Below are 19,678 nucleotides of genomic sequence, written 5' to 3'. Positions count from 1 at the left end.
TCGATAAGGGGCTAACGTTTGAGCGTCAAAATACCCGCTTGTCGGGCAGCACGGATCGTGCCTGGCAGGACGTCGGCTACGGCATCGGTGTGCCCAAGAGCAAGGTCACTCAACTTTTGCCAGTGTAGTTGCGTCATGTCTTGTCGGGGCCATTTTTGTATTTGCCAAATCCTAACGAGCAGCTCACGCACCAGGTACGGACGAATCTTGTTCAGCTTGCCAAGGTCGATCTGAACGGTCTTGGAGTCAGCGATGGCTACCGAGGAATCAAGCAGATCGTCGACCAGATCATCGATCACCGCCTGGCACTCAGTGGCCTGACTTGAGAGCCGAGAGAGTGATTGATCGACCTGATCTCCGAAAGCTTCTCGCAGCTTAGGCAACAAGTCGTTGCGAATCTTATTGCGGGTAAATTCGTGCCCAGCATTGGTGGCATCTTCTCGCCAAGGTTGATCGATCTCGTGCAGGTAATTAACAATCTCGTGTCGCATGAAAGGCAGCAGTGGGCGCACCAAACCTACACCAGGCAGCCACTGGCGAGCCTTGGCTATACCTTGAAGTCCGGAAACACTTGTTCCCCGCAAAATGCGATGCAGTACCGTTTCGACTTGATCGTCCTGGTGATGCGCCGTAACCAGATACCGGGCCCCAACCTCCAGGGCGACTTCTTCAAAGAACCCATACCGAGCCGCACGAGCTGCCGCCTCAAGTCCGTCGTCGGTTTGCCCAGGCGCGAGAACGCCTGCGGAAAGGGACCGGGTTCGATATTTCAAGCCTAAGCGTTCGGCCGACTCGACCACAAATTGCAGGTCGTCGCCTGAGGCTTGACCCCGTAGCCCGTGATTGACGTGCACGACCCACAGCTTCTCTCGGTTTTGCTGGTCGGACGCTTCGACCATTAGACGTAGCAGGGCCATGCTATCAGCCCCGCCGGAAACGGCGATCAGCGTGACACGGCCATGCCAGGATGCCAGCGGCCAGTTTTCGAGAAATCGAGGCGGAAATGACGACATATCTTGCGGTTGTGGCAAAAGTAACTGCCAAAAATTTGAATTATTAAGAAGGATTCCCGCAAGACAAAAATGGATGCTTCCCTCCGACGGGGAACTCTGTTAATATAACGTGAACGGGTTAGGCGTACTACCATTGTGCGCCCAGCCTAACGATTGTGTTGACCTAAGCGCTTAACGAGATTTGGCAAAAACGTTTGCCGGACTATCGATTAGGGAAAGCATCAGTCGATGTGCCGGATTGTTAAATCCTCTAGCCCCATTTGGCTTTTCGGAGGGCAGATAAGCGTGCAAATACTCCTTCTTTTTCTGATACGGCTCCTTCTGGCGCTTTGTCCACAGAAGGTTGAGATAATGAGCCCGGCTCGCGTTCGCGCGAAATCGGCCCAGCGGCACGCAAATTCTCAACGAGAAACTGCAGTGGTTCATTTGCCACTGATTGGTTGGCTGGAAATTGACGCCCATCTTCTTCCCCAAGACGCCTGTCCACGAGCCCGACAAGGCTCCTCGAAACAAACAGGCCCGGTCTCCGGAATATCTTCCGGAAAACGATCTGACGACAACCTTTAGGGCACAATGCGCCTGAGGATTATCGTTCGGGGGAACAAGTTTCAAGTCTGGCACTTCGATGGCCTTCTCGACGTCGCGTTTGGTGCGTCATTGACGATGCACCAACCTTTTGTCCGCTCACGCCATGCCACGTTAATCGCTATTCCATCCAGCTACAGGAGTAGTGGAACGTGTCTGGGTTATATTATGCATTGACGGCGGCGATTGCGGCGGTAGGAGCCGCTCTGCTTGTCAAGTTTATCGATCGGCTCCGAAAAAAGGACGTGGAGACCGAGGCCCAACAGATCCTGGATAAAGCCAAACAGGAATCTGAAAACCTCAAAAAAGAAGCTTTGCTCGAAGCCAAAGAGGAAGCTCTACGTCAAAGAACAGAAGCCGAGAGAGACCTTTCCAAGCAACGAGACGAAATACGCGAACGCGAAAAGTCGCTCGACCGGCGGGAAGAATCGCTCGAACAACAAGCAACTCACTTGCGCAAGCAAGAGAACATGGTCGAGACGACCCAACGGCGTCTCGCCGAAAAAATCGAGGAGAACGACAAACGTTCGACCAACCTCGAAAGCATCATCCGCGATCAACAGGAACGCCTGCATCGGATGAGCGGATTGAATGCCGACGAAGCTAAAAGCGAACTGCTGAAGATTCTTGACCAGCAACTTCAATCTGAAACCGGCGCGATCGTGTTGAAGCACCAGCGACGGATGGAAGAAGAAGTTCGCCCCATCGTTCAGGATATGCTGCTGACGGCAATGCAGCGTTTCGCTGCGGCGCACACGGCAGAATCGACCACCAGCACAGTCGACATCCCCAGCGATGAAATGAAGGGACGCATCATCGGGCGTGAAGGCCGCAACATTCGCAGCTTTGAAAAAGAGACAGGCGTCGACGTAATTATCGACGATACGCCCGGCGTGGTGATCGTCAGTGGTTTCGATCCGGTTCGCCGCGAGATTGCCCGTCAATCGCTTAACAAGCTGATCGCCGACGGACGCATTCACCCCTCGCGCATCGAAGAAGTGGTCAAGGAAACCCAATCCGATATCGAAACAACGATTCGGAAAAAAGGGGAAGAAGCTACCACGGAAATCAACGTGATGGGGCTTCACCCGCGACTGATCGAGATGCTCGGAAGACTTCACTTCCGAACCAGCTACAGCCAGAACGTGCTGCGGCACAGTATTGAAGTCGGTTTCATTGCGGGACTATTGGCCGAGATGATCGGGCTCGATCCCCAAATTGCTCGGCGTGCAGGACTTCTGCATGATATCGGCAAAGCAGCGGATCACGAGTTGGAAGGAGGGCACCCGAAAATTGGTGCCGATCTTCTGAAGCGTCATGGTGAATCGCCGGAAGTTGTGCACGCCGCGTTTGGCCATCACGACGAGATCATCACCGAGTACCCATACACGATGCTAGTTGCTACGGCCGATGCCTGTAGTGCCTCAAGACCGGGTGCTCGCCGCGAAACTCTTGAGCGGTACATTAAACGCATGGAAGAGTTGGAATCGATCGCGACTGGCTTCCACGGCGTTGAACAAGCCTTTGCTATCCAAGCGGGGCGTGAACTACGCGTGATCGCTTCGTCCAAGGAAGTCAACGACGAGATGGCTGCCAAAGTTTGCCGTGATATCGCCAAGGCGTTTGAAGAGCAGTTGACGTATCCCGGTGAAATCAAGGTCACCATGGTCCGCGAATCCAGGTTCACGGAATTCGCTCGGTAGGTATTTGCTGAACCCTTACCCTGACTGCTTTCTCTTTCAAGGAAGCGGCAACGGAAACTGGAAAGGTTGTATCCCTTGAGGATTCTGCACATCGGAGATATCGTCGGAAAGGTCGGTCGTGACATCGTTCGCGACGTCGTTCCGGGCCTCCGTGAGAAGTACAACCTTTCGCTGGTCGTCGCCAATGCAGAAAACGCTTGCGGCGGCTCGGGATTGACTCCGGCAGCCCATCGCGAGTTGATCGATGCCCACGTTGATTGCATTACGATGGGGGATCACATCTACCGACGCAAGGAACTCAACAAAACCCTTGAGTCACAGCCCAACATCGTCAAGCCAGCTAACTACCCGGCCGCAGCGCCCGGCAAAGACTACGCCATCGTCCAATCGAAAGAGGGATTGCGTGTGGCTGTCATCAGCGTCATGGGACGGGTTTTCATGCGACCGGTCGACTGCCCTTGGACGGCAATCGATCGGGTTCTGTCCCAGCTTCCAGCTGATATTAAAGTCCGCTGTGTTGATTTCCACGCGGAAGCGACCAGCGACAAACAGTTGATGGGTCGTCATCTCGACGGTCGCGTCAGCTATTGCCTCGGCACCCATACGCACGTGGCGACTGCGGATGAACAGATTTACCCTCGGGGCACCGCGTTCATGTGCGACGTCGGCATGACCGGGCCACACGAAAGCATCATCGGTCGACGCATCGATCGCGTTTTGGAAACGACCGTTTCTTTCCGTCCTACGCTATTCGATGTCGCCAAGGACGATGTCCGACTGAACGGGGCTATCGTCGATGTTGACCCACAAACCGGCAAGGCCAGCGCCATCGAACGTCTTCAAGTTCGCGAACACGAAATCAAAGAACTGAAGGTCCAGCGGTAACAGGCCGGCTGCTCGTCTACAATCTCAACTTCTTGGTCAGCATGGCCGCTTGCTCTTCGGTGAGCGGTTCCCATTTGATTTCTACGTTGGGCATCGCTTCTTTCAGCTTATCGATATCCTCTGGTGAAATCGCAACTTGGCTTATCTTCAGCGTCTTCAAGTTCGGCAACTGCTTCAGCTGAACAACCGCATCGTAATTTAAACGAGCTTCGGTCAACTCAATTGATTCAAGTGACGGCATCTTCGCTAGTATCGCGATCGAATCGTTATCGAAACTGGCTGGCGTATCTTTTCCCCAACTCGGTAGTCGCTGCCCTAAGCGAATCGACTTAAGGTTCTTCAGCTTAGCCAAGTGCTTTAGGCCGTCACTCGTTTCGGTGTTGTGCCACTCGCGAAAGCTACGTAGCTGTGTTAGTTGCCCCACCGCTTGCAGTGCCTGGTCGCCTGCGGTGGCTCCAGCAAAAGTGAGCGACTCCAGCCCCGGCATTGCTTTTAAATGCGATAGTCCAGATCCGTTGAACGTGTCCAGCTTACGGGAGGGGTGAAAGATGGAAAGCCGCTTCAACTTAGCAAACGCAGTAAAGTGCTGGTAACCGTCGTCGGTCAGTACCGTGCCGTTGATCATGATCGACTCTAGATTCTTCAGCCCTGCGAGCATCTTCAACTGCTCGTCTCTGAAATCCTTCCCACTGATGGAAAGGGATTTTAACGTCTTCAACTGACTAATGAGCTGATAATCGTCGTCGGTGTAGCCATCGCAATTGGCCGACAACGAATAAACGGCTCCGTCACGCACTTGGACCTTGGCGTTGATTTTCTCGAACGCCGCCAGGCTGGGCTCAGCAGCCAGCAGGAGAGCAGGAGTAAACGCTATCAATAGGCAAAGCAAAGTTTTCATCGGGGCTCCTCGGGGGTATTCAATCAGGGATTGAGGTCAATTATAGCCAGCCTAATAGTACCGATTGCAACTACAATCCTTTCGGTTCGTCCCCGGTCCAATCAACCGATCGTTCAGTCGCAAGCCAGGCCTTAGTGATGTCGCGAAATATCTACTAGAATTCGCTGGATTTACTCCATTCACTGAGCTAGAACTAACGACAACTGCCACCTTTTTTATTCCTTCCTTTCCCCGCCTACCGTATGAACTTCATTCGACCAGCTCTATCGCTTGCTGTCTTGCTTCTGTGGTGCACCCTGGTACCGGCTGAAGAGGGAAACTCCAAAGCGAAGTCGCTCGATGCAGCCAACAATGAGGCCGTTCGCGAGCACATCCGCAACTTTGAAGGACGTGGGCAGACGGCTGACTTCTCGGTCCCGGCCCTGGCCGCTGAGCAAGCGGAACAGGCATTTGCAACGCCGGACGATATCACGATTAAAGCTGCATTGGCCGAGCCGGAAGTTCGCCAACCGGTGTGTATTAATTTCGACGAGAAAGGACGCATGTGGGTCGTGCAGTACCTGCAATATCCCTTTCCCGCAGGGCTGAAGATCGTGAAGTACGACGAGCATCTGCGTGCCGTTTTCGATAAGGTTCCGCCGGCTCCACCGAATCACGATCGTGGTGCGGACAAAATCACCATCCATGAAGACACCAACGGCGACGGCACATACGACAAGCACAAGACTTTCGTCGATGGCTTGAACATTGTTACCAGCGCCCTCCCAGGTCGCGGTGGCGTTTGGGTGATGAACCCTCCGTATTTGCTGTTTTATCCCGATGAAAACCAGGACGATGTTCCGGACGCCGATCCCGAGGTCCACCTGTCCGGCTTCGGCCTGGAAGATACGCACGCCGTTGCGAACAGTTTGACTTGGGGGCCTGACGGCTGGCTGTACGGCGCTCAAGGAAGCACATGTTGGGCGACGGTCAGCGTCCTCAAAAATCCTTCACACGAGAGCGTTCACTTCAAAGGGCAGGGCATTTGGCGTTATCACCCGGAGAGCCATCAGTTCGAGATCTTCGCCGAGGGGGGCGGCAACACGTTCGCCATCGAGTTCGACGCCAAGGGGAGGCTTTATTCCGGACACAATGGTGGCAACACGCGTGGCTTTCACTATGTCCAAGGAGGCTACTACCAAAAGAGCTGGGGGAAGCATGGTCCGCTTACGAATCCGCATGCGTACGGTTTTTTCCCGGCCATGAAGCACGCCCCAGCCGAACGATTCAGCCACACGTTGGTCAAGTATGAAAGTGACACACTACCGCCGCGATACCACGATCATCTTATCGCCCCGGTTCCTCTTCACAATTACGTTGCCGTCTCGCAGGTGTCGCCTGACGGTTCGACCTGGCAGAGCGAAGATCAATTTCATGCGATGGCAACCGACGATATTTGGTTTCGGCCCGTTGATATCAAAGTCGGCCCCGATGGTTGCGTCTATGTGGCCGATTGGTGCGACACACGTCTCACGCATGTCGATCCTCGCGATACGTGGGATCGGGCACGGGGAAGAATCTGGCGACTTCAACCCAACCAATACGCCTCGCAAAAGCTGGTCAACCTACGCGAGTTGCCTACTGAGGAGTTGATCGAAAAACTTGCCAGCCCCAACAAGCTAACACGACAACTGGCGCAGCGTGTACTGCGAGAAGACGGAGATCCCACTGCAGCCGACCAACTGGCCAAAACGCTGCCGGCAACGCAAGGGCAACTCGCCTTAGAGACGCTGTGGGCGATTGATGCGTTAACCGGTTACGACACTGAAGTCGCAAAGTCCGCGCTCACCCATGAGGACCCGCATGTGCGAATCTGGGGCATACGGCTTCTCTCGGAAGATCAGGCTCACACGCTGTCTGACACGCTGATTTCTCTAGCGTCGCAGGAACCGCATGTCGAAGTATGCAGTCAACTCGCTTCGACCGCGAAACGGGTTCCCGGGCCTGTTGGCCTGGAAGTCGCTCAGCGTCTAGCATCGCGCGACGAGCTGGCTTCCGATCCCCACATTCCGCTTCTGACCTGGTGGGCGATCGAAGCGCACGCTGACGACTCTTCCCTGGCAATAACCGATCTTGCCAGTTCGTTATCCTCTACCCAAATTGGCAGTGCCGTTGTCTTACCGCGGTTGGCTCAGCGTTTGGCTGCAGTGGCCGATACCGGAAGCTTGCTTAAGCTGGCCCAACTGATTCAAGCCACCGAGGATGTAACGCTCCGCACAAAAATGCTGGAATCAGTCGACGAAGCTTTTTCCGGTCGAAAGATCGATCGCTTGCCGGCGGAACTACGCGAAGCGATTGTTTCTTCCGCTTCTGGAAATTCATCGGCCCAATTAGCGCTATTAGTCCGGGCAGGGCAGGGCCAGGCAGAACAAACGGCAATTGAGAAAACCACCAATGCAAAAACACCGCAGAAAGATCGCGTTAAATTCATTCAGCTACTCGGACAGGTCGGGTCGCAAGACGCACGGAACGAACTGCTGAAGCTCGCGATCTCAACGGCACCGCAGGCGATACGTCTGGCCGCGATTAGTTCTTTAGGATCCTTCGACGATGCGAACATCGCTCATCAATTGCTTTTGCGTTATCCAGATGAGCCTGCGTCGATCCAGTCGGCGATCATCGACAACGTCACTGCCCGACCAGCGGCCGCCCACCAGCTACTCGATGCGATCGAAGCCAAGCGAGTTTCTAGAATAGCGGTGTCGGTCGATTTGCTAGAAAACCTGAAACTCCACGGCGACGAAAAGCTGAATGGTCGAATTGCCAAACTTTGGGGAGCAACCCGTGCCACCCCGGTCGAGTTGGCCCTGCAACTTGAGCAGACAGCCACCTTACTAAAGACAGCCCGGGGAACTGCTGCGGAGGGAAAGCAACTGTTCACCAAACGGTGCGGTACTTGTCACAAATTGCATGGCGAAGGAGCAGACATCGGCCCCGATTTAACAGGCTATGAACGGACCAACCTCGACTTCATGCTTCTATCGATCGTCGACCCGAGTGCAGCCATCCGAGAAGAGTACACCAACTACCGCGTTCTGACGATCGACGGACGTGTTCTGTCAGGTTTTTTGAAAAACCAGGACGACAAGACGATCACCCTGCAAAACGCGGACAACGCAGCACTGATCATCCCACGAGACGAAATCGAAGCCGGTCCGCTGGCAATCGCCAAATCGTTAATGCCGGACCGTCTGCTGGATGACCTGACCGCTACCCAGGTTCGCGATCTGTTTGCTTATCTGCAGAGCGAGAAGTGATTGCCAGCCTAATCTGAGCTTGCCTGAGGCATTGGTCATTCGGTCGAGATTTCGGTGCTGCCTATCCTCACTGGGCAAGTGGCCACTGGAGCTACTTGGGTAGGGAATCCTTCGCCTTTCTAGCAACCCAAAACCGTGATAGCATCGAGAGTACGAATCTTGACTTGTTCGGTTCGCCGGTTTTCGGTATCGTTCGCGCCCGATGGAAGAGCAATTGCGTCATGGCTGAAGCGGCCTCCCTTTCACCACTTCGTTGGTATCAGCGAATCCTCATGGGAATTGGGGGCGGTATTTTAGCCATTTTACTGGTAACCGCTGCCTGGCTTACGCCTAGCACTAAGGGACTGGGAACGCATCAGCAGTTGGGGCTTCCCCCATGTACGCTGGTGCAGTTGACCGGTACCCGCTGTCCCTCGTGTGGGATGACCACTAGCTGGTCGCACCTGATGAAGGGCAATGTTTGGGGCTCGCTCAACGCGAACACCGCTGGCTGCCTGTTAGGACTCATTGCACTGTTCCTCGCTCCGTGGATGTTGAGCTCGGCTTTACTGGGCAGGCTCACCGTCGCGGCTCCTAGTGACGCAGTCCTTATCACGATCACAGTTCTGGTCGTGGCCGTCACACTGGGAGACTGGTTAGTAAGAATCAATTTTTGAAAAATGCCCGACTTGCATGATGCAAGTCAATTGATAGATCACCACGGATGGACCAAGTCATGAGCCACGGACGGTATCGACTTTCGCCCCAAATGTTTTCCGGTGTATTGCCGCTCAGCTTGATCTGCCTGCTGCTTGTCAGCAACAGCGGATGTGTTGGCCTTTTGGCTATATTATTGCAAAAAGGTGACTACGCCTCGGCTAAATTCAAAGGACTATCCGAGAAGAATGTCGCCGTTCTCTGCGTGGCGGGCCCTTCGTTCTACTCCGAGAATTCGACATCTCGCCAACTGGCCGAACGAATCGAAGCACTGATTCTTGCAAACGGCGACGAGGTAAAGATCATTCCCCAACAAAAGATTGATGACTGGAAAGATCGTAGTGGGTGGGACAACATGGATTACCGCGAGGCTGGCAAAGCTTTGAAAGCGGACATGGTCGTCGCGATCGACTTGGCACGCTTCGAGATTCAACCGAACCCGGGCGTTTACAAGGGTTCAGCCGAATATGTGGTCTCTGTCTACGATATCAATCATGACGGCAAGCTCGTCTTCCAAGACACGCCAAGCGCGATCGAATTCCCGGTAAATGGGGTGGGCACGAGTTCTCAGAGTGAGCGAGAATTCCGCAATTCGTTTCTACGCTTGCTCTCGCATCGAATCGCTCGAAACTTCTACAAGTACAACGTCCGAGAAGACTTGATGCTGGACGAATCATTTATTACCAACTAGCCGTCTAAAGCAAGTTGTCGGAAAATTTGACCGGCCGGGGAATGGCGTCTAACATTTAATAAAGTCAAATACGGTCTTACGTTGCGTCGCTGAGACGTCCTTATCCGAATCCGACCTTTCAACCCATCCGGCCAAGATGCGTTTGCAAATTTTCTCGCTGTTCGTTGCCTTGTGCGCGTTATCGATCCTTGATCTCTCGATCATCCAAGCTCAGCCACCTGCGAAACCTGGTGCGCGAAGAGATATTCCGCCTCCGGAAACCGTATCCGTAACCACCAAAGATGGCGTGATCATTCATGGGACGTACTTTGGAAGCAGTCTTGGTAAGAAGGCAATCCCCGTCATCATGCTGCCAGGCTGGGAGCACAGCCAAAAAGACCTGACAGGCCTAGCGTTGGCCATGCAGAAGGAAGGCCTGGCAGTGATTACCGTTGACCTTCGCGGTCATGGTGCCAGCAAGTCGATCCAAGGGCCAGGCGGCCAAATAGTCGAGATCAACCTGGATCGCATTCGTTCCAGTGATTTCGATGCGTTTGTTACTCAAGACTTGGAAGCCGTGAAAAGCTTCTTGATGCAAGAGAACAACAAGGGAAACCTCAATATCGAGATGCTCACGATTATTGGTTGCGACTTCAGTGCCACTGCGGCCTTGAATTTTGCCGCCCAAGATTGGAGCTGGCCCATTTTACCTTCGATCAAGCAAGGACAGGACGTGAAGGGTCTGATCCTGGTTTCTCCTCCGAAGACGTTTAAGGGATTCAATGCTAATCGAGCCCTTCAAACACCCATCCTCAAAAACGAGTTGTCGATTATGGTCATCGCCGGAGAAGGAGACCGCAACAGTTTCAGCGATGCCAAGCGTATCTTCAGCACGATCGATAAGATTCGCCAGAAGAACCTGAGTGACGCCAAAGATCGGACCATCTTCTTCGCGGCTAAGCCCAATTCCTTAGAAGGGACCGACCTGCTGGCCGATCCTCGCTCGAACTGCTTGAAAGACATTCTCTTCTTCACCAAAGTCCATATGGCGGAACTTCAAGCCAGTGATCCTTGGACCGATCGCACGACACCGCTTCAATAGGACACCGCATTCTTAGTAGGCCCCAGCCGCTAGGAACCGACTTAGGTTCCAGGCGGCGACAACGTCGTCCAAGGCAGTTCTCCACCGCGTGAACCGGCACCGGTGGAAACCGGACGCAAACGGGTCATCGGCCTGAGTTGCCCATCTACTTCCGGGGCTGACTGTTCAACGGAAGAACTGGGAATCATCAGCGTAATTCCGATCGGCAGCAACTCAGGAGTATCGAGCTGAGACCGGTTGGCTCGGAAGACCGCGTCCGCGAGGAGCGGATCGCCGAGGTATTTCTCGGCGATCGACTCCAGACTATCACCATCTCTTACGCGGTGCTCCCGCGTTATCTTCGACCCGCTGTTACTCGCGCCGTGATTGGGTGGCGCGATACGGGGCAGGGGAGTGAACTGCTGTTGGACTTGCGTCTCTGGCAGTTCGGGCTTCATGACCTGACGTGTCGTAATCACCGGCGAGGTCATCGTAGGCGGCAGCGGTCTTGCTGAGCCAGGGATCTCGATGGGAACCACCGCACGTGAGGCCGTCTTGGGTGCGCCCATGTCTTCCACACGGGAAGCCAGCGAGACACTACCTACTTGATTAATGGGCACGTTCGCCAAAATTGGCTGGGCCGCGACCGGAGTCGCTTGCTGCATGTCCATCGAAAGGGAAGGAATCTGGGCAGGGTTATCGAGACCCATACTTTGCCCACCGCGAGGCGTTAGCGTCACGACGTCGGGACGGGATACTTGTTGATCCCAATACTGCTGCGCGGTAAGCCGAGGCTCGTCCGCTGGTTGTGGTGCCGCCGGCTGGGCGGTGGAAATCTCAGGCGGAGCCTGATTAGGAGCAGACCATGCCGACCAATAGGGCATAGCGGAACCAAGGCCAATCACTCCGAGTGCAGCCAAGGTAAGAAACTTGGAATCGCCATTCATTTCGCGTACCGTCATCTTGGGGAGTCACGTGTACGCCATCCATTGCATTACTATCCGAAGACCATCCTGATGCTTCGTTTCATCGACGCATGCTAGCGTCGCTCTCTTCATTTTCTGTCGTGCCCAAACACGTTTTTCTCGCCGAGGTGGTGCGAACATACTCGACGCACCTGTCAGGCAAACTTTGCGCTGGAAGACTTTTCCGGCTGCGAAAAACGTAGTGAAAAAACCAGTTGGCTCAAGGTGCCACTGCCGAGCTCGCCTTGTTGAAAACAAAGCTCAGCGGCTTGCTTCAGGACCCGATCCGAAGTTCGCCGAAAAACCGACGAAGACCGCTTTGGCCTCATTCATGGAAACCCCATATCAAAGGCCCAGCCAGCAGCGGCACCTATGCCAAGGGAAGAGGAACACTGCTTCTAATTACCGATACGCAATGCTTGCGCTGACCAGTTCGGGCGAGAACGTTAGGTATGAGCGCAAAAAAAGAAGTCGACATCACTTGATGCCGACTTCGTAGAGTTTGCCGATTAGCGAAGCTGAGGGCATACCCCCTCTAAGCTTCCGCTTTCTTGGTGTTCTTATCGCGGTTCATCAACCAAATCAGAACCGGGCACGCGATAAAGACGGTGCTGTAAGTACCAGCAATCACGCCAATCACCAACGAGAACGAGAAGCTATGAATCCCTTCGCCACCAATGAAGAACAGGATGAGCACCACGATCAACGTTGTGAGCGAGGTTAGCAACGTACGTCCTAGCGTTTGATTAATACTGATGTTGACCATCTCGCTAGTCAGGTCGGGGCTCTTGCCGCGAACTTCGCGAATACGATCGAAGATCACAATCGTATCGTTCAGCGAATAACCAATGATCGTCAAAAAGGCAGCAACGACCGGCAGGCTAATCTTAAATTCCGTGACCTGCAGGAACCCTAAGAAAGGAGCCAACCAGACGCTCAGAGCAATAAAGCCGAGCGTGACTAAAACGTCGTGCACCAACGCAACCACAGCGGCAACACCAAAGGCCACACTTTGAAAGCGGAACCAAATGTAGCCCACGATCCCAATCAAACAAAAACCGATGGCCAGGATCGCCATTGTTTGCATGTCGCCGGCGACCTTGCTACCGATCTTGCTGGACGAAGGCCAGACAGGCGTCGATTCGAGCTTCTTACTAACCTGCTCCAGAATCTCTGCGGACTGATCAGGCGTAGTGGAAAGCTTGACCATCCACGTCGTTTGACTGACGCGACTATCGACCGGCAACGCTTTCCCTTCGCTATCCAAGAGAGCAATATCTGGGCGAGCTACGCGTAAGTGATCGGCCGCATCATTGACTAAAGTCCGTACCGTTTCGGCACTGATACCTTCGTCAAACGACATTTCGGTCTCGGTGTTAAAGCGAGGAGCTTCAGCACCAGAGGCCAGCGGATTCGTAGGATCAACCGCTGGACCTGTTCCAGGAGCTTCTTCGGTTGGTGATTCAGCCATCGGGTTCGCCGGAGCAGAATCATCTGTCATAGGAGACTCGGCCATCGGTGCCTCAGCAGCCGGAGCTTCTTCCATCGGAGCGGCTGGTTCTGCAGCTGGCTTCTCCTCGGTCGGAGCGTCTTCCATCGGCTTCTCTTCCGCTGCCGGTTCTTCCGCGGTTTTTTCCTCCGCTGGCTTTTCTTCGGCAGGGGCCTCATCAGCCGGTTGCTCTGGAGCAGGCGATTCTCCCTCGCCGTTATCTTGCAGCAGGACGTCGAGGGTAACGTGCCACGGCAGCATGGCCATCAGGTGCGAAGAAACAGGCGCGATGAACGACTGCATGTCACCTTCGGGAGCCTCAGGCTTTTCTTCCGTCGTTTCTGCCGGAACTTCTTCTTTCTCCGAAGTCGCTTCCGGTTCCGGAGCTGACTGGACAGGCTCCGTCGTTGTCGGCGAGGTTTCGGGAGCTTCGATCTTCGCTGGCGGTGCAGCCTGACTACCTGGGGCGGCAGTTGGCGGCACGAAGTCCATGTTATGCATCACCAGCTGGCTCTCGCCATTGGGGCCGGTAAATACTCGCGAGATCCGATCCTGAACCACTTCAACACCGGCCGGAATCGCACCAGTGTTGTACCGTAAAGCATCGGTGCTGAAGTTCATTCGCAGGTGATCTGCCGTCTGCGTGTCGTCGTCGACATTTTTAACAGACATCGCACCCGAATCAGCACCTGTCTCGTCTTGGAATTCAATTCCGTCCCCGTCCGTGTTCGGCAAGATGGCCACGCCTACTTCAGCGGTGGCAAGACGGTCGATGATCCCGCTCAGGGTTTCAACGCCTGCCAAGTCGACCTCGGCCGAAGCTCCGGTGCGATCGGTGACGACGACCTTGCCAAGCTGACCATATTCCGACATCGAGGTATCGACCTTATAGATACGATCCTCGTAGCCTTCCATTGTCACAGCACTGACCGAGAGGTCTGGCAGTACGTCGGTCAACTTGCTCCGAATTTCAGAGATGGGCATCGGTTCTTCCAGGAAGACCTGTACCGAAGAACCACCGTTGAAGTCGATATCGAAGATATCCTTGCCACGAACACCCACTCCGATCATGCCGACCAGAATCACGACCAGCGAGATCATCCCGGCAACCTTCTGCTTGCCGATGAAGTCGTAGCCGATGCTAGAGGCCGATGGCAGGAACTTGAGCGTCGTGAGAAGACGTTTCTTTTCGAGAATGTCGAAGATGCCACGCGAAACATAGATCGCGGTGAACATACTCATCAAAATACCGACAAACAACGTCACGGCGAAACCACGCACCTGATCGGTACCAATGCGATACAACACGGCGGCGGTAATCAATGTCGTAATATTCGCGTCCACGATAGTCGACATCGCTTTGCCGAAACCGTTGGAAAGAGCAACTCGCAGCGTGGCCCCGCCGTTGATCTCTTCGCGTATCCGCTCGAAAATCAGCACGTTGGCGTCCACCGCCATACCCACGGTTAACACCAAACCGGCAATCCCCGGAAGCGTCAGGTCAGCCTTAATGGCAATCATGACAGCTAGGATCAACACCAGGTTGAAAACCAGGGCAAAACAGGCGACCAAACCGGCAACACGGTAATAGATGGCCATGAAAATTAGCACGGCAATCAGCGAGACCGAAATGGCGACCTTCCCCTTACGGATCGTATCGTCACCCAGCGTAGCACTGATTTGCTGTTCGCTGATCGGTTCCTTACGGAGCACAACCGGCAGCTTACCGCTGCGAAGCACCTGTACCAGGTCGGTCACCTCTTGCTGCGTGAAATCGCCGGTGATGATACCGCTATCGGTGATCATTGCGTTGATTCGCGGAGCCGAGATCAGATAGTTATCCATCACAATCCCAAGCTTACGCGGGATGTTGGTCTCACTCAGGTTTTCCTGCGATAGGCGTCCCATGCGATTAGCACCATCGACACCAAACTCAAACCCAACCGCTGGCTTACCATATTCGTCACGTTGTACCCTCGACGAAGACAGATGCTTACCACCCAGGCGAGCCTCCGGACGTTCGACACGCATCAGCACTTCAAACGGAACGCCAGGGCCACCGCCACGCACTAAGTGACGTTGGCTGTTGAGGTACGGCGTCAAGTTTGGATCGGCAAAGTTCGGTTCACCAACGGCCCCGCGGGCTTCGTCGTCGACACGAACCCAGCGTCCGATGCGGTTGCCTTCACGGTCGCTGACATAAGTCACGCCTATCTGAGCTTCGTCTTCGGCACGCGTGAACAGGTAATCGTGGTCTTGCTTGTTAGCCACGATCATAAAGTCGAGCACACCTGCTTTGGTGATGAGTCGCTTGATCGAATCGAGGTCGGACGACTCGGCTTGCGGAACGATCACTTCCACCTGATTTTCGCCGTAGGGGCGAATGATCACTTCGGAAACACCCGATGGATTGATACGTTTTTGCAGCTGAGTGATCAACTGAGCGGTACCTTGCTCGAGCTGCCGTTCCGGCGTCAGATTCATGCCGGTGTTCTCGGAACTGACATCCGAGGCAAGCAAATCCAAACTGGCCTGCTCGTCGACTTCATACACCAGAATGACACCACCTTGCAGGTCGATACCAAACTTGGGCGGCCAGAGCAGAAAGCAAACCGTGACACTGCAAACCAGGCTGGCAAAGGTAATGCCCAGCTTGCGGCTCAGCTCCGGCATGCGAATCGCGGTCGCCAGCCAAAAGCCCAACACGTACGGCACCACAATGGTGAGGAGAATAATCCCCAACACATTGAATGTTTGCGAACCTCCAGAACTCGGTGCTTCAACTGGTGCGACATCTGTCGTGGGGACGGGAACTTCCGTCGACGGCGCTTCTTGTGCCATCGCGGTTGAGCCCAGCCACGAACTTCCGCCGGCGTCCAGCCCGAAATCGACGCCGGTCATCAATGTGACGGTCAGCGACAGCACGAGCATGACAGCAAAAATCGTGCAACTCTTCTGCATTACGTGTCTCCAAGCCTTGGCAGCGTCTGCGCTTCCTGGCAAGTCGTATGGTGGAATATGGAAAGGGGAATTCGTCCTTGAATCGTCCATTCGAGCCGCAATAGGCGGAAATCAGGATTCGGCGTTATCGCTCGCTTTTCCCTCTCTCGAGAGAACAGTGGCGATCGCTCGCAAACGAACCCGCAACTCTGTGCCCGACTTTTCGTCCAGGCGAAGCACAACCTCTTGCTGGTCTTTCTTCACACTGACCACGGTGGCGATGATCCCTCCGATCGTTTCCACGCGGTCATTTTTTTTGATCCCTTCCAGCATTTTCTGGGCATCGGAAGCTTTTTTTTGCTCCGGCCGGATCAACATGAAATAACCCAACACCAGAATGGCCACAATGGGAAGCCAGGTGAGAGGATTCGCGAAACCGCCTTCTTGCGCTAAGATGTGAACCGGCATTGCCGTCAAATCAAACATTTCCGCCGACGCTTCCTACCACTTGCCTGGCTCACTGATCGCATTCCGCTGTCCCAGTTGTCACGGCAACCCTAGTTGGGTCGCTGTCACTCCTGAATAAGGTCAGAATCAGCGAGAGAATGGACTTGCTTCTGTACCGTCAACCAAGTGACAGCACATCGAAACCGCTCATGATAAGAGTTTCGTTCTATACCGGCAATAGCGGCCAATCCGCCCAAAAACGGCAAAAGGTGGCCTGATAGACCACCATTTACCCTCTGCGATCATCTTGTTGACGACGGGAATTGCCCAAACCACCCCATTAGACCTATTCTTGTGCTAGATCGACCGCGACAAGTTCTTTGTCGTTTCGGAAAAAGCCGGTTTGATTGGCATAAGCAGGGTGCGTCCAGACAACCTGGCGGCCAAATGCTTCGCTGGTCGGGTCCAAAACATGGAAGCGCCCCAGTGACTCGAAGCCGCTTTTAGTCATTTTGGCAACTAATAAATCGCCAACTTCGCTGAAAACAAGATACCGGTCACTCTCCCCGAGCCGCGTTAGAAACGCAGTGCCGTGCTTGATGAACCGAGTTTCGTCAGGCTTGGTCGCCTGGAAGTTTGTCCATAAGCGATCCCCATTGCTGGCATCCACTGCGATCAGACTACCGACGCTACAGTCGCTGCCGTAGACCACCCCATCCACAAACAAAGGGGTCGCGGTACCGCTATAAACCGAGGTCTTCGGCTCGCCATACCAAAGTGCTTTTGCCCCGGGCTGATCTTCTTCCAGCTCGATCATGACCGATTGGTTCCCAATTCCGCTGGCGTACATCCGGTTCCCTTCGACCATAGGGCGAGCAATCGACATCTCGAAAGCTGGCTCAATGTCGATTTCCCAATACTGCTGCCCGGTCTTGGGATTGAGCGACGACACCCCTTCCGGGTGATAGATGATCAACTGCCGAGTACCGCTAGTTTCAATAATCGATGGCGGTGCATAGCCCATCTTCGTGTCGAGCGCCTTCCACTGCACCTCGCCGGAGCGTTTATCGAAAGCAACAACCCCTTGCCCTTCGCCCCCCACCATGACGTAAAGCAGGTCGCCATCCACTAGGGGATGGCCAGAGCATCCCCAAATTGGGATCTCAGCACCAAAGTCATCTACCAGACTCCGACGCCACGCGAGTTCGCCTGTTTCGACCTGTAAACAGACCAAATCGCCTTCGGCACCCATCCAATAGAGCAGGTCGCCATCGACGCTCGGAGTGCATCGCGGCCCCACAGCGTAGCTAATGGAATACGGTCGATCGTAGGCGTACTCCCACAGTTTTTCGCCGGACTCGGCACTGAAAGCGAGCACGCGTTCTTTTCCTTGGCGATCCTGCCGTGCGCCGGGATTATTGGAGATTTCGTTGGATGCCGCTAGATAATCGGTCACAAAAACACGGCCATTGGCGACCGCTGGGCCGGCATAGCCACCAGAAATCGGAACGCGCCACTTGACCTTCAATCCATCCTCGGGAATAGCGTTGATGACGCCTGACTCACGGTACACATCATCGCGTTGCGGTCCCATCCATTGGGGCCAGTCATCCGCCATCCCAGCCTGAGAAGCCAAGAAGACCAAAGCAACAGAAAACGTGGTGACCAACAGGGATCGGCCAGCAACGGGCAATAGATGCATCAAGAGTTCCTTCATGGTTGGCGCGCAGGCAAAGAGTACGACGTACCCCTTGGAAGCCGAATGCCGCAGTATGGATTCAAAAACTTCGTGAATAACTCGAGAAAGACCTACCCACCAGACGACCAACCTGCCATCTTTTGCTCGTAATAGGCTTCGAATCGATCTTCTTCAATCGCTTGCCGAGCCTCACGCATCAGCCGCTGATAATAAGCCACATTGTGTAGCGACAATAAGATGGGGCCCAACATCTCCTTCGCCATAAATAAATGACGAAAATAGGCCCGACTGAGTCCCGCAACCTGAGGAACGCTCTTCGAGTCCAAGGGGGTAGGATCTCGCTGGTGCTTTGCATTGCGAAGACGAACGGTCCCTTCATCGGTGAAGGCCAACGCGTTGCGGCCGTTACGTGTGGGCATCACGCAATCAAACAGGTCGACACCGCGACGAATCCCCTCTAACAGATCTTCAGGCCGGCCAACGCCCATCAAGTACCGTGGCTTATTCGCCGGTAGGGTAGGGCAGGTCGCGTCGAGAATTCGATACATCTCTGGAGGCGGTTCACCGACACTCAACCCGCCGATGGCATAGCCGGGGAAATTCAGCTCGGCCAGACGCTCGGCGCATTCCACGCGAAGACTTTCATCGAGCCCTCCCTGAACAATCGCAAACTGAGCCTGATCTTTTCGCGACGCAGCATCTTGGCATCGCTTCGCCCAACGGATTGAGCGGTCCATCGCTTCACGAATCACCTTCGTTTCGTTGGGCAACTCGACCACGTGGTCGAGCACCATGGCAATATCACTGCCTAGATTCTCTTGAATCTCGATACTTCGTTCAGGCGAAAGATGGATTTTGCGGCCATCGATATGCGACTGGAAGATGGCCTCTTTCTCGGTGATCTTTCGCATCTGCGCAAGACTGAAAATCTGAAAGCCGCCACTGTCGGTCAGGATGGGGCCCTGCCAGTCCATGAATCGGTGAAGCCCACCGAGCTCGGCAACGATGTCATCCCCCGGCCGCAGCGAAAGATGGTATGTGTTCCCCAAGATCATCTCGGCACCGGTCTGCCGCACCATGCCGATCTCAAGACCTTTGACCGTCCCCTGGGTTCCAACCGGCATGAAAGCAGGCGTTTGCACTGCGCCATGCGGCGTCACAAATTCTCCGCGACGCGCCTTCGAGGTGCCATCTTCGTGCTTCAAACGGTACTGAAACCAGTCGGCTTCTGCGGGACGATCAAACGTCGATTGTTCCAAAGTGTCTCGAAGCTCCATGAAAAAACCCACGCGGCTTTCCGCATGGGTTTAA

13 protein-coding genes are annotated in these 19,678 nt (G+C 54.5%); 6 read left to right on the top strand and 7 right to left on the bottom strand.

Going from position 1 to position 19,678, the window contains the following annotated elements; translation table 11 throughout:
* Positions 1-11: 11 nt before the first annotated feature.
* Positions 12-1,013: a tRNA lysidine(34) synthetase TilS gene (gene tilS, locus HOV93_RS15610; protein ID WP_207397436.1), complete on the bottom strand. Its 1,002-nt coding sequence runs from the start codon at positions 1,011-1,013 to the stop codon at positions 12-14.
* 737 nt (positions 1,014-1,750) lie between these two features.
* Between tilS and rny the strand changes: the two genes are divergently transcribed.
* Positions 1,751-3,301 (top strand): ribonuclease Y, encoded by a 1,551-nt coding sequence (gene rny / locus HOV93_RS15605; protein WP_207397435.1) that lies wholly within the window; start codon positions 1,751-1,753, stop codon positions 3,299-3,301.
* Between the two features lie 75 nt (positions 3,302-3,376).
* Entirely contained in the window at positions 3,377-4,186 is an 810-nt protein-coding gene (locus HOV93_RS15600; protein ID WP_207397434.1) for a TIGR00282 family metallophosphoesterase, read from the top strand.
* A 16-nt stretch (positions 4,187-4,202) separates the two neighbouring features.
* Here HOV93_RS15600 and HOV93_RS15595 read toward each other — a convergent pair whose 3' ends face one another.
* On the bottom strand, positions 4,203-5,084 hold the full coding sequence (locus tag HOV93_RS15595) for a hypothetical protein (RefSeq protein WP_207397433.1): 882 nt from the start codon (positions 5,082-5,084) through the stop codon (positions 4,203-4,205).
* Between the two features lie 242 nt (positions 5,085-5,326).
* On the opposite strand from HOV93_RS15595, the gene HOV93_RS15590 reads away from it, so the two are divergent.
* The 4 genes from HOV93_RS15590 (at position 5,327) to HOV93_RS15575 (ending at position 10,848) form a co-directional block, all read left to right on the top strand.
* A complete protein-coding gene (locus tag HOV93_RS15590) occupies positions 5,327-8,380 on the top strand; it encodes a PVC-type heme-binding CxxCH protein (RefSeq protein ID WP_207397432.1) in 3,054 nt (1,017 codons plus the stop codon).
* A gap of 221 nt (positions 8,381-8,601) precedes the next feature.
* Positions 8,602-9,036 carry a DUF2752 domain-containing protein gene (locus HOV93_RS15585; RefSeq protein ID WP_235990421.1) on the top strand — a complete coding sequence of 145 codons (435 nt, stop codon included), beginning with the start codon at positions 8,602-8,604 and terminating at the stop codon, positions 9,034-9,036.
* Positions 9,037-9,095: 59 nt separating this feature from the next.
* Complete coding sequence (locus tag HOV93_RS15580) at positions 9,096-9,767, top strand: hypothetical protein (protein WP_207397431.1); 672 nt, start codon at positions 9,096-9,098, stop codon at positions 9,765-9,767.
* 136 nt (positions 9,768-9,903) lie between these two features.
* Positions 9,904-10,848: an alpha/beta hydrolase gene (locus tag HOV93_RS15575; RefSeq protein WP_207397430.1), complete on the top strand. Its 945-nt coding sequence runs from the start codon at positions 9,904-9,906 to the stop codon at positions 10,846-10,848.
* Between the two features lie 41 nt (positions 10,849-10,889).
* On the opposite strand, the gene HOV93_RS15570 is transcribed toward HOV93_RS15575, so the two are convergent.
* The 5 genes from HOV93_RS15570 to tgt form a co-directional block, all read right to left on the bottom strand.
* Positions 10,890-11,774, bottom strand: coding sequence for a LysM peptidoglycan-binding domain-containing protein (locus tag HOV93_RS15570; RefSeq protein WP_207397429.1), 885 nt, complete (start codon positions 11,772-11,774; stop codon positions 10,890-10,892).
* A gap of 553 nt (positions 11,775-12,327) precedes the next feature.
* Positions 12,328-16,242: a protein translocase subunit SecD gene (gene secD / locus HOV93_RS15565; RefSeq protein ID WP_207397428.1), complete on the bottom strand. Its 3,915-nt coding sequence runs from the start codon at positions 16,240-16,242 to the stop codon at positions 12,328-12,330.
* Between the two features lie 111 nt (positions 16,243-16,353).
* Positions 16,354-16,707: a preprotein translocase subunit YajC gene (gene yajC / locus HOV93_RS15560; protein ID WP_207397427.1), complete on the bottom strand. Its 354-nt coding sequence runs from the start codon at positions 16,705-16,707 to the stop codon at positions 16,354-16,356.
* 307 nt (positions 16,708-17,014) lie between these two features.
* Positions 17,015-18,370, bottom strand: a complete 1,356-nt coding sequence (locus HOV93_RS15555) for a PQQ-binding-like beta-propeller repeat protein (protein ID WP_235990419.1) — start codon at positions 18,368-18,370, stop codon at positions 17,015-17,017.
* A gap of 107 nt (positions 18,371-18,477) precedes the next feature.
* Positions 18,478-19,644: a tRNA guanosine(34) transglycosylase Tgt gene (gene tgt / locus HOV93_RS15550; protein WP_207397490.1), complete on the bottom strand. Its 1,167-nt coding sequence runs from the start codon at positions 19,642-19,644 to the stop codon at positions 18,478-18,480.
* Between the last annotated feature and the right edge of the window lie 34 nt (positions 19,645-19,678).

Source organism: Bremerella alba (assembly GCF_013618625.1).
Lineage (GTDB): Bacteria > Planctomycetota > Planctomycetia > Pirellulales > Pirellulaceae > Bremerella > Bremerella alba.
Note: the sequence above shows the minus strand (reverse complement) of the source record. Positions and strands in the feature narration are given on the sequence as shown.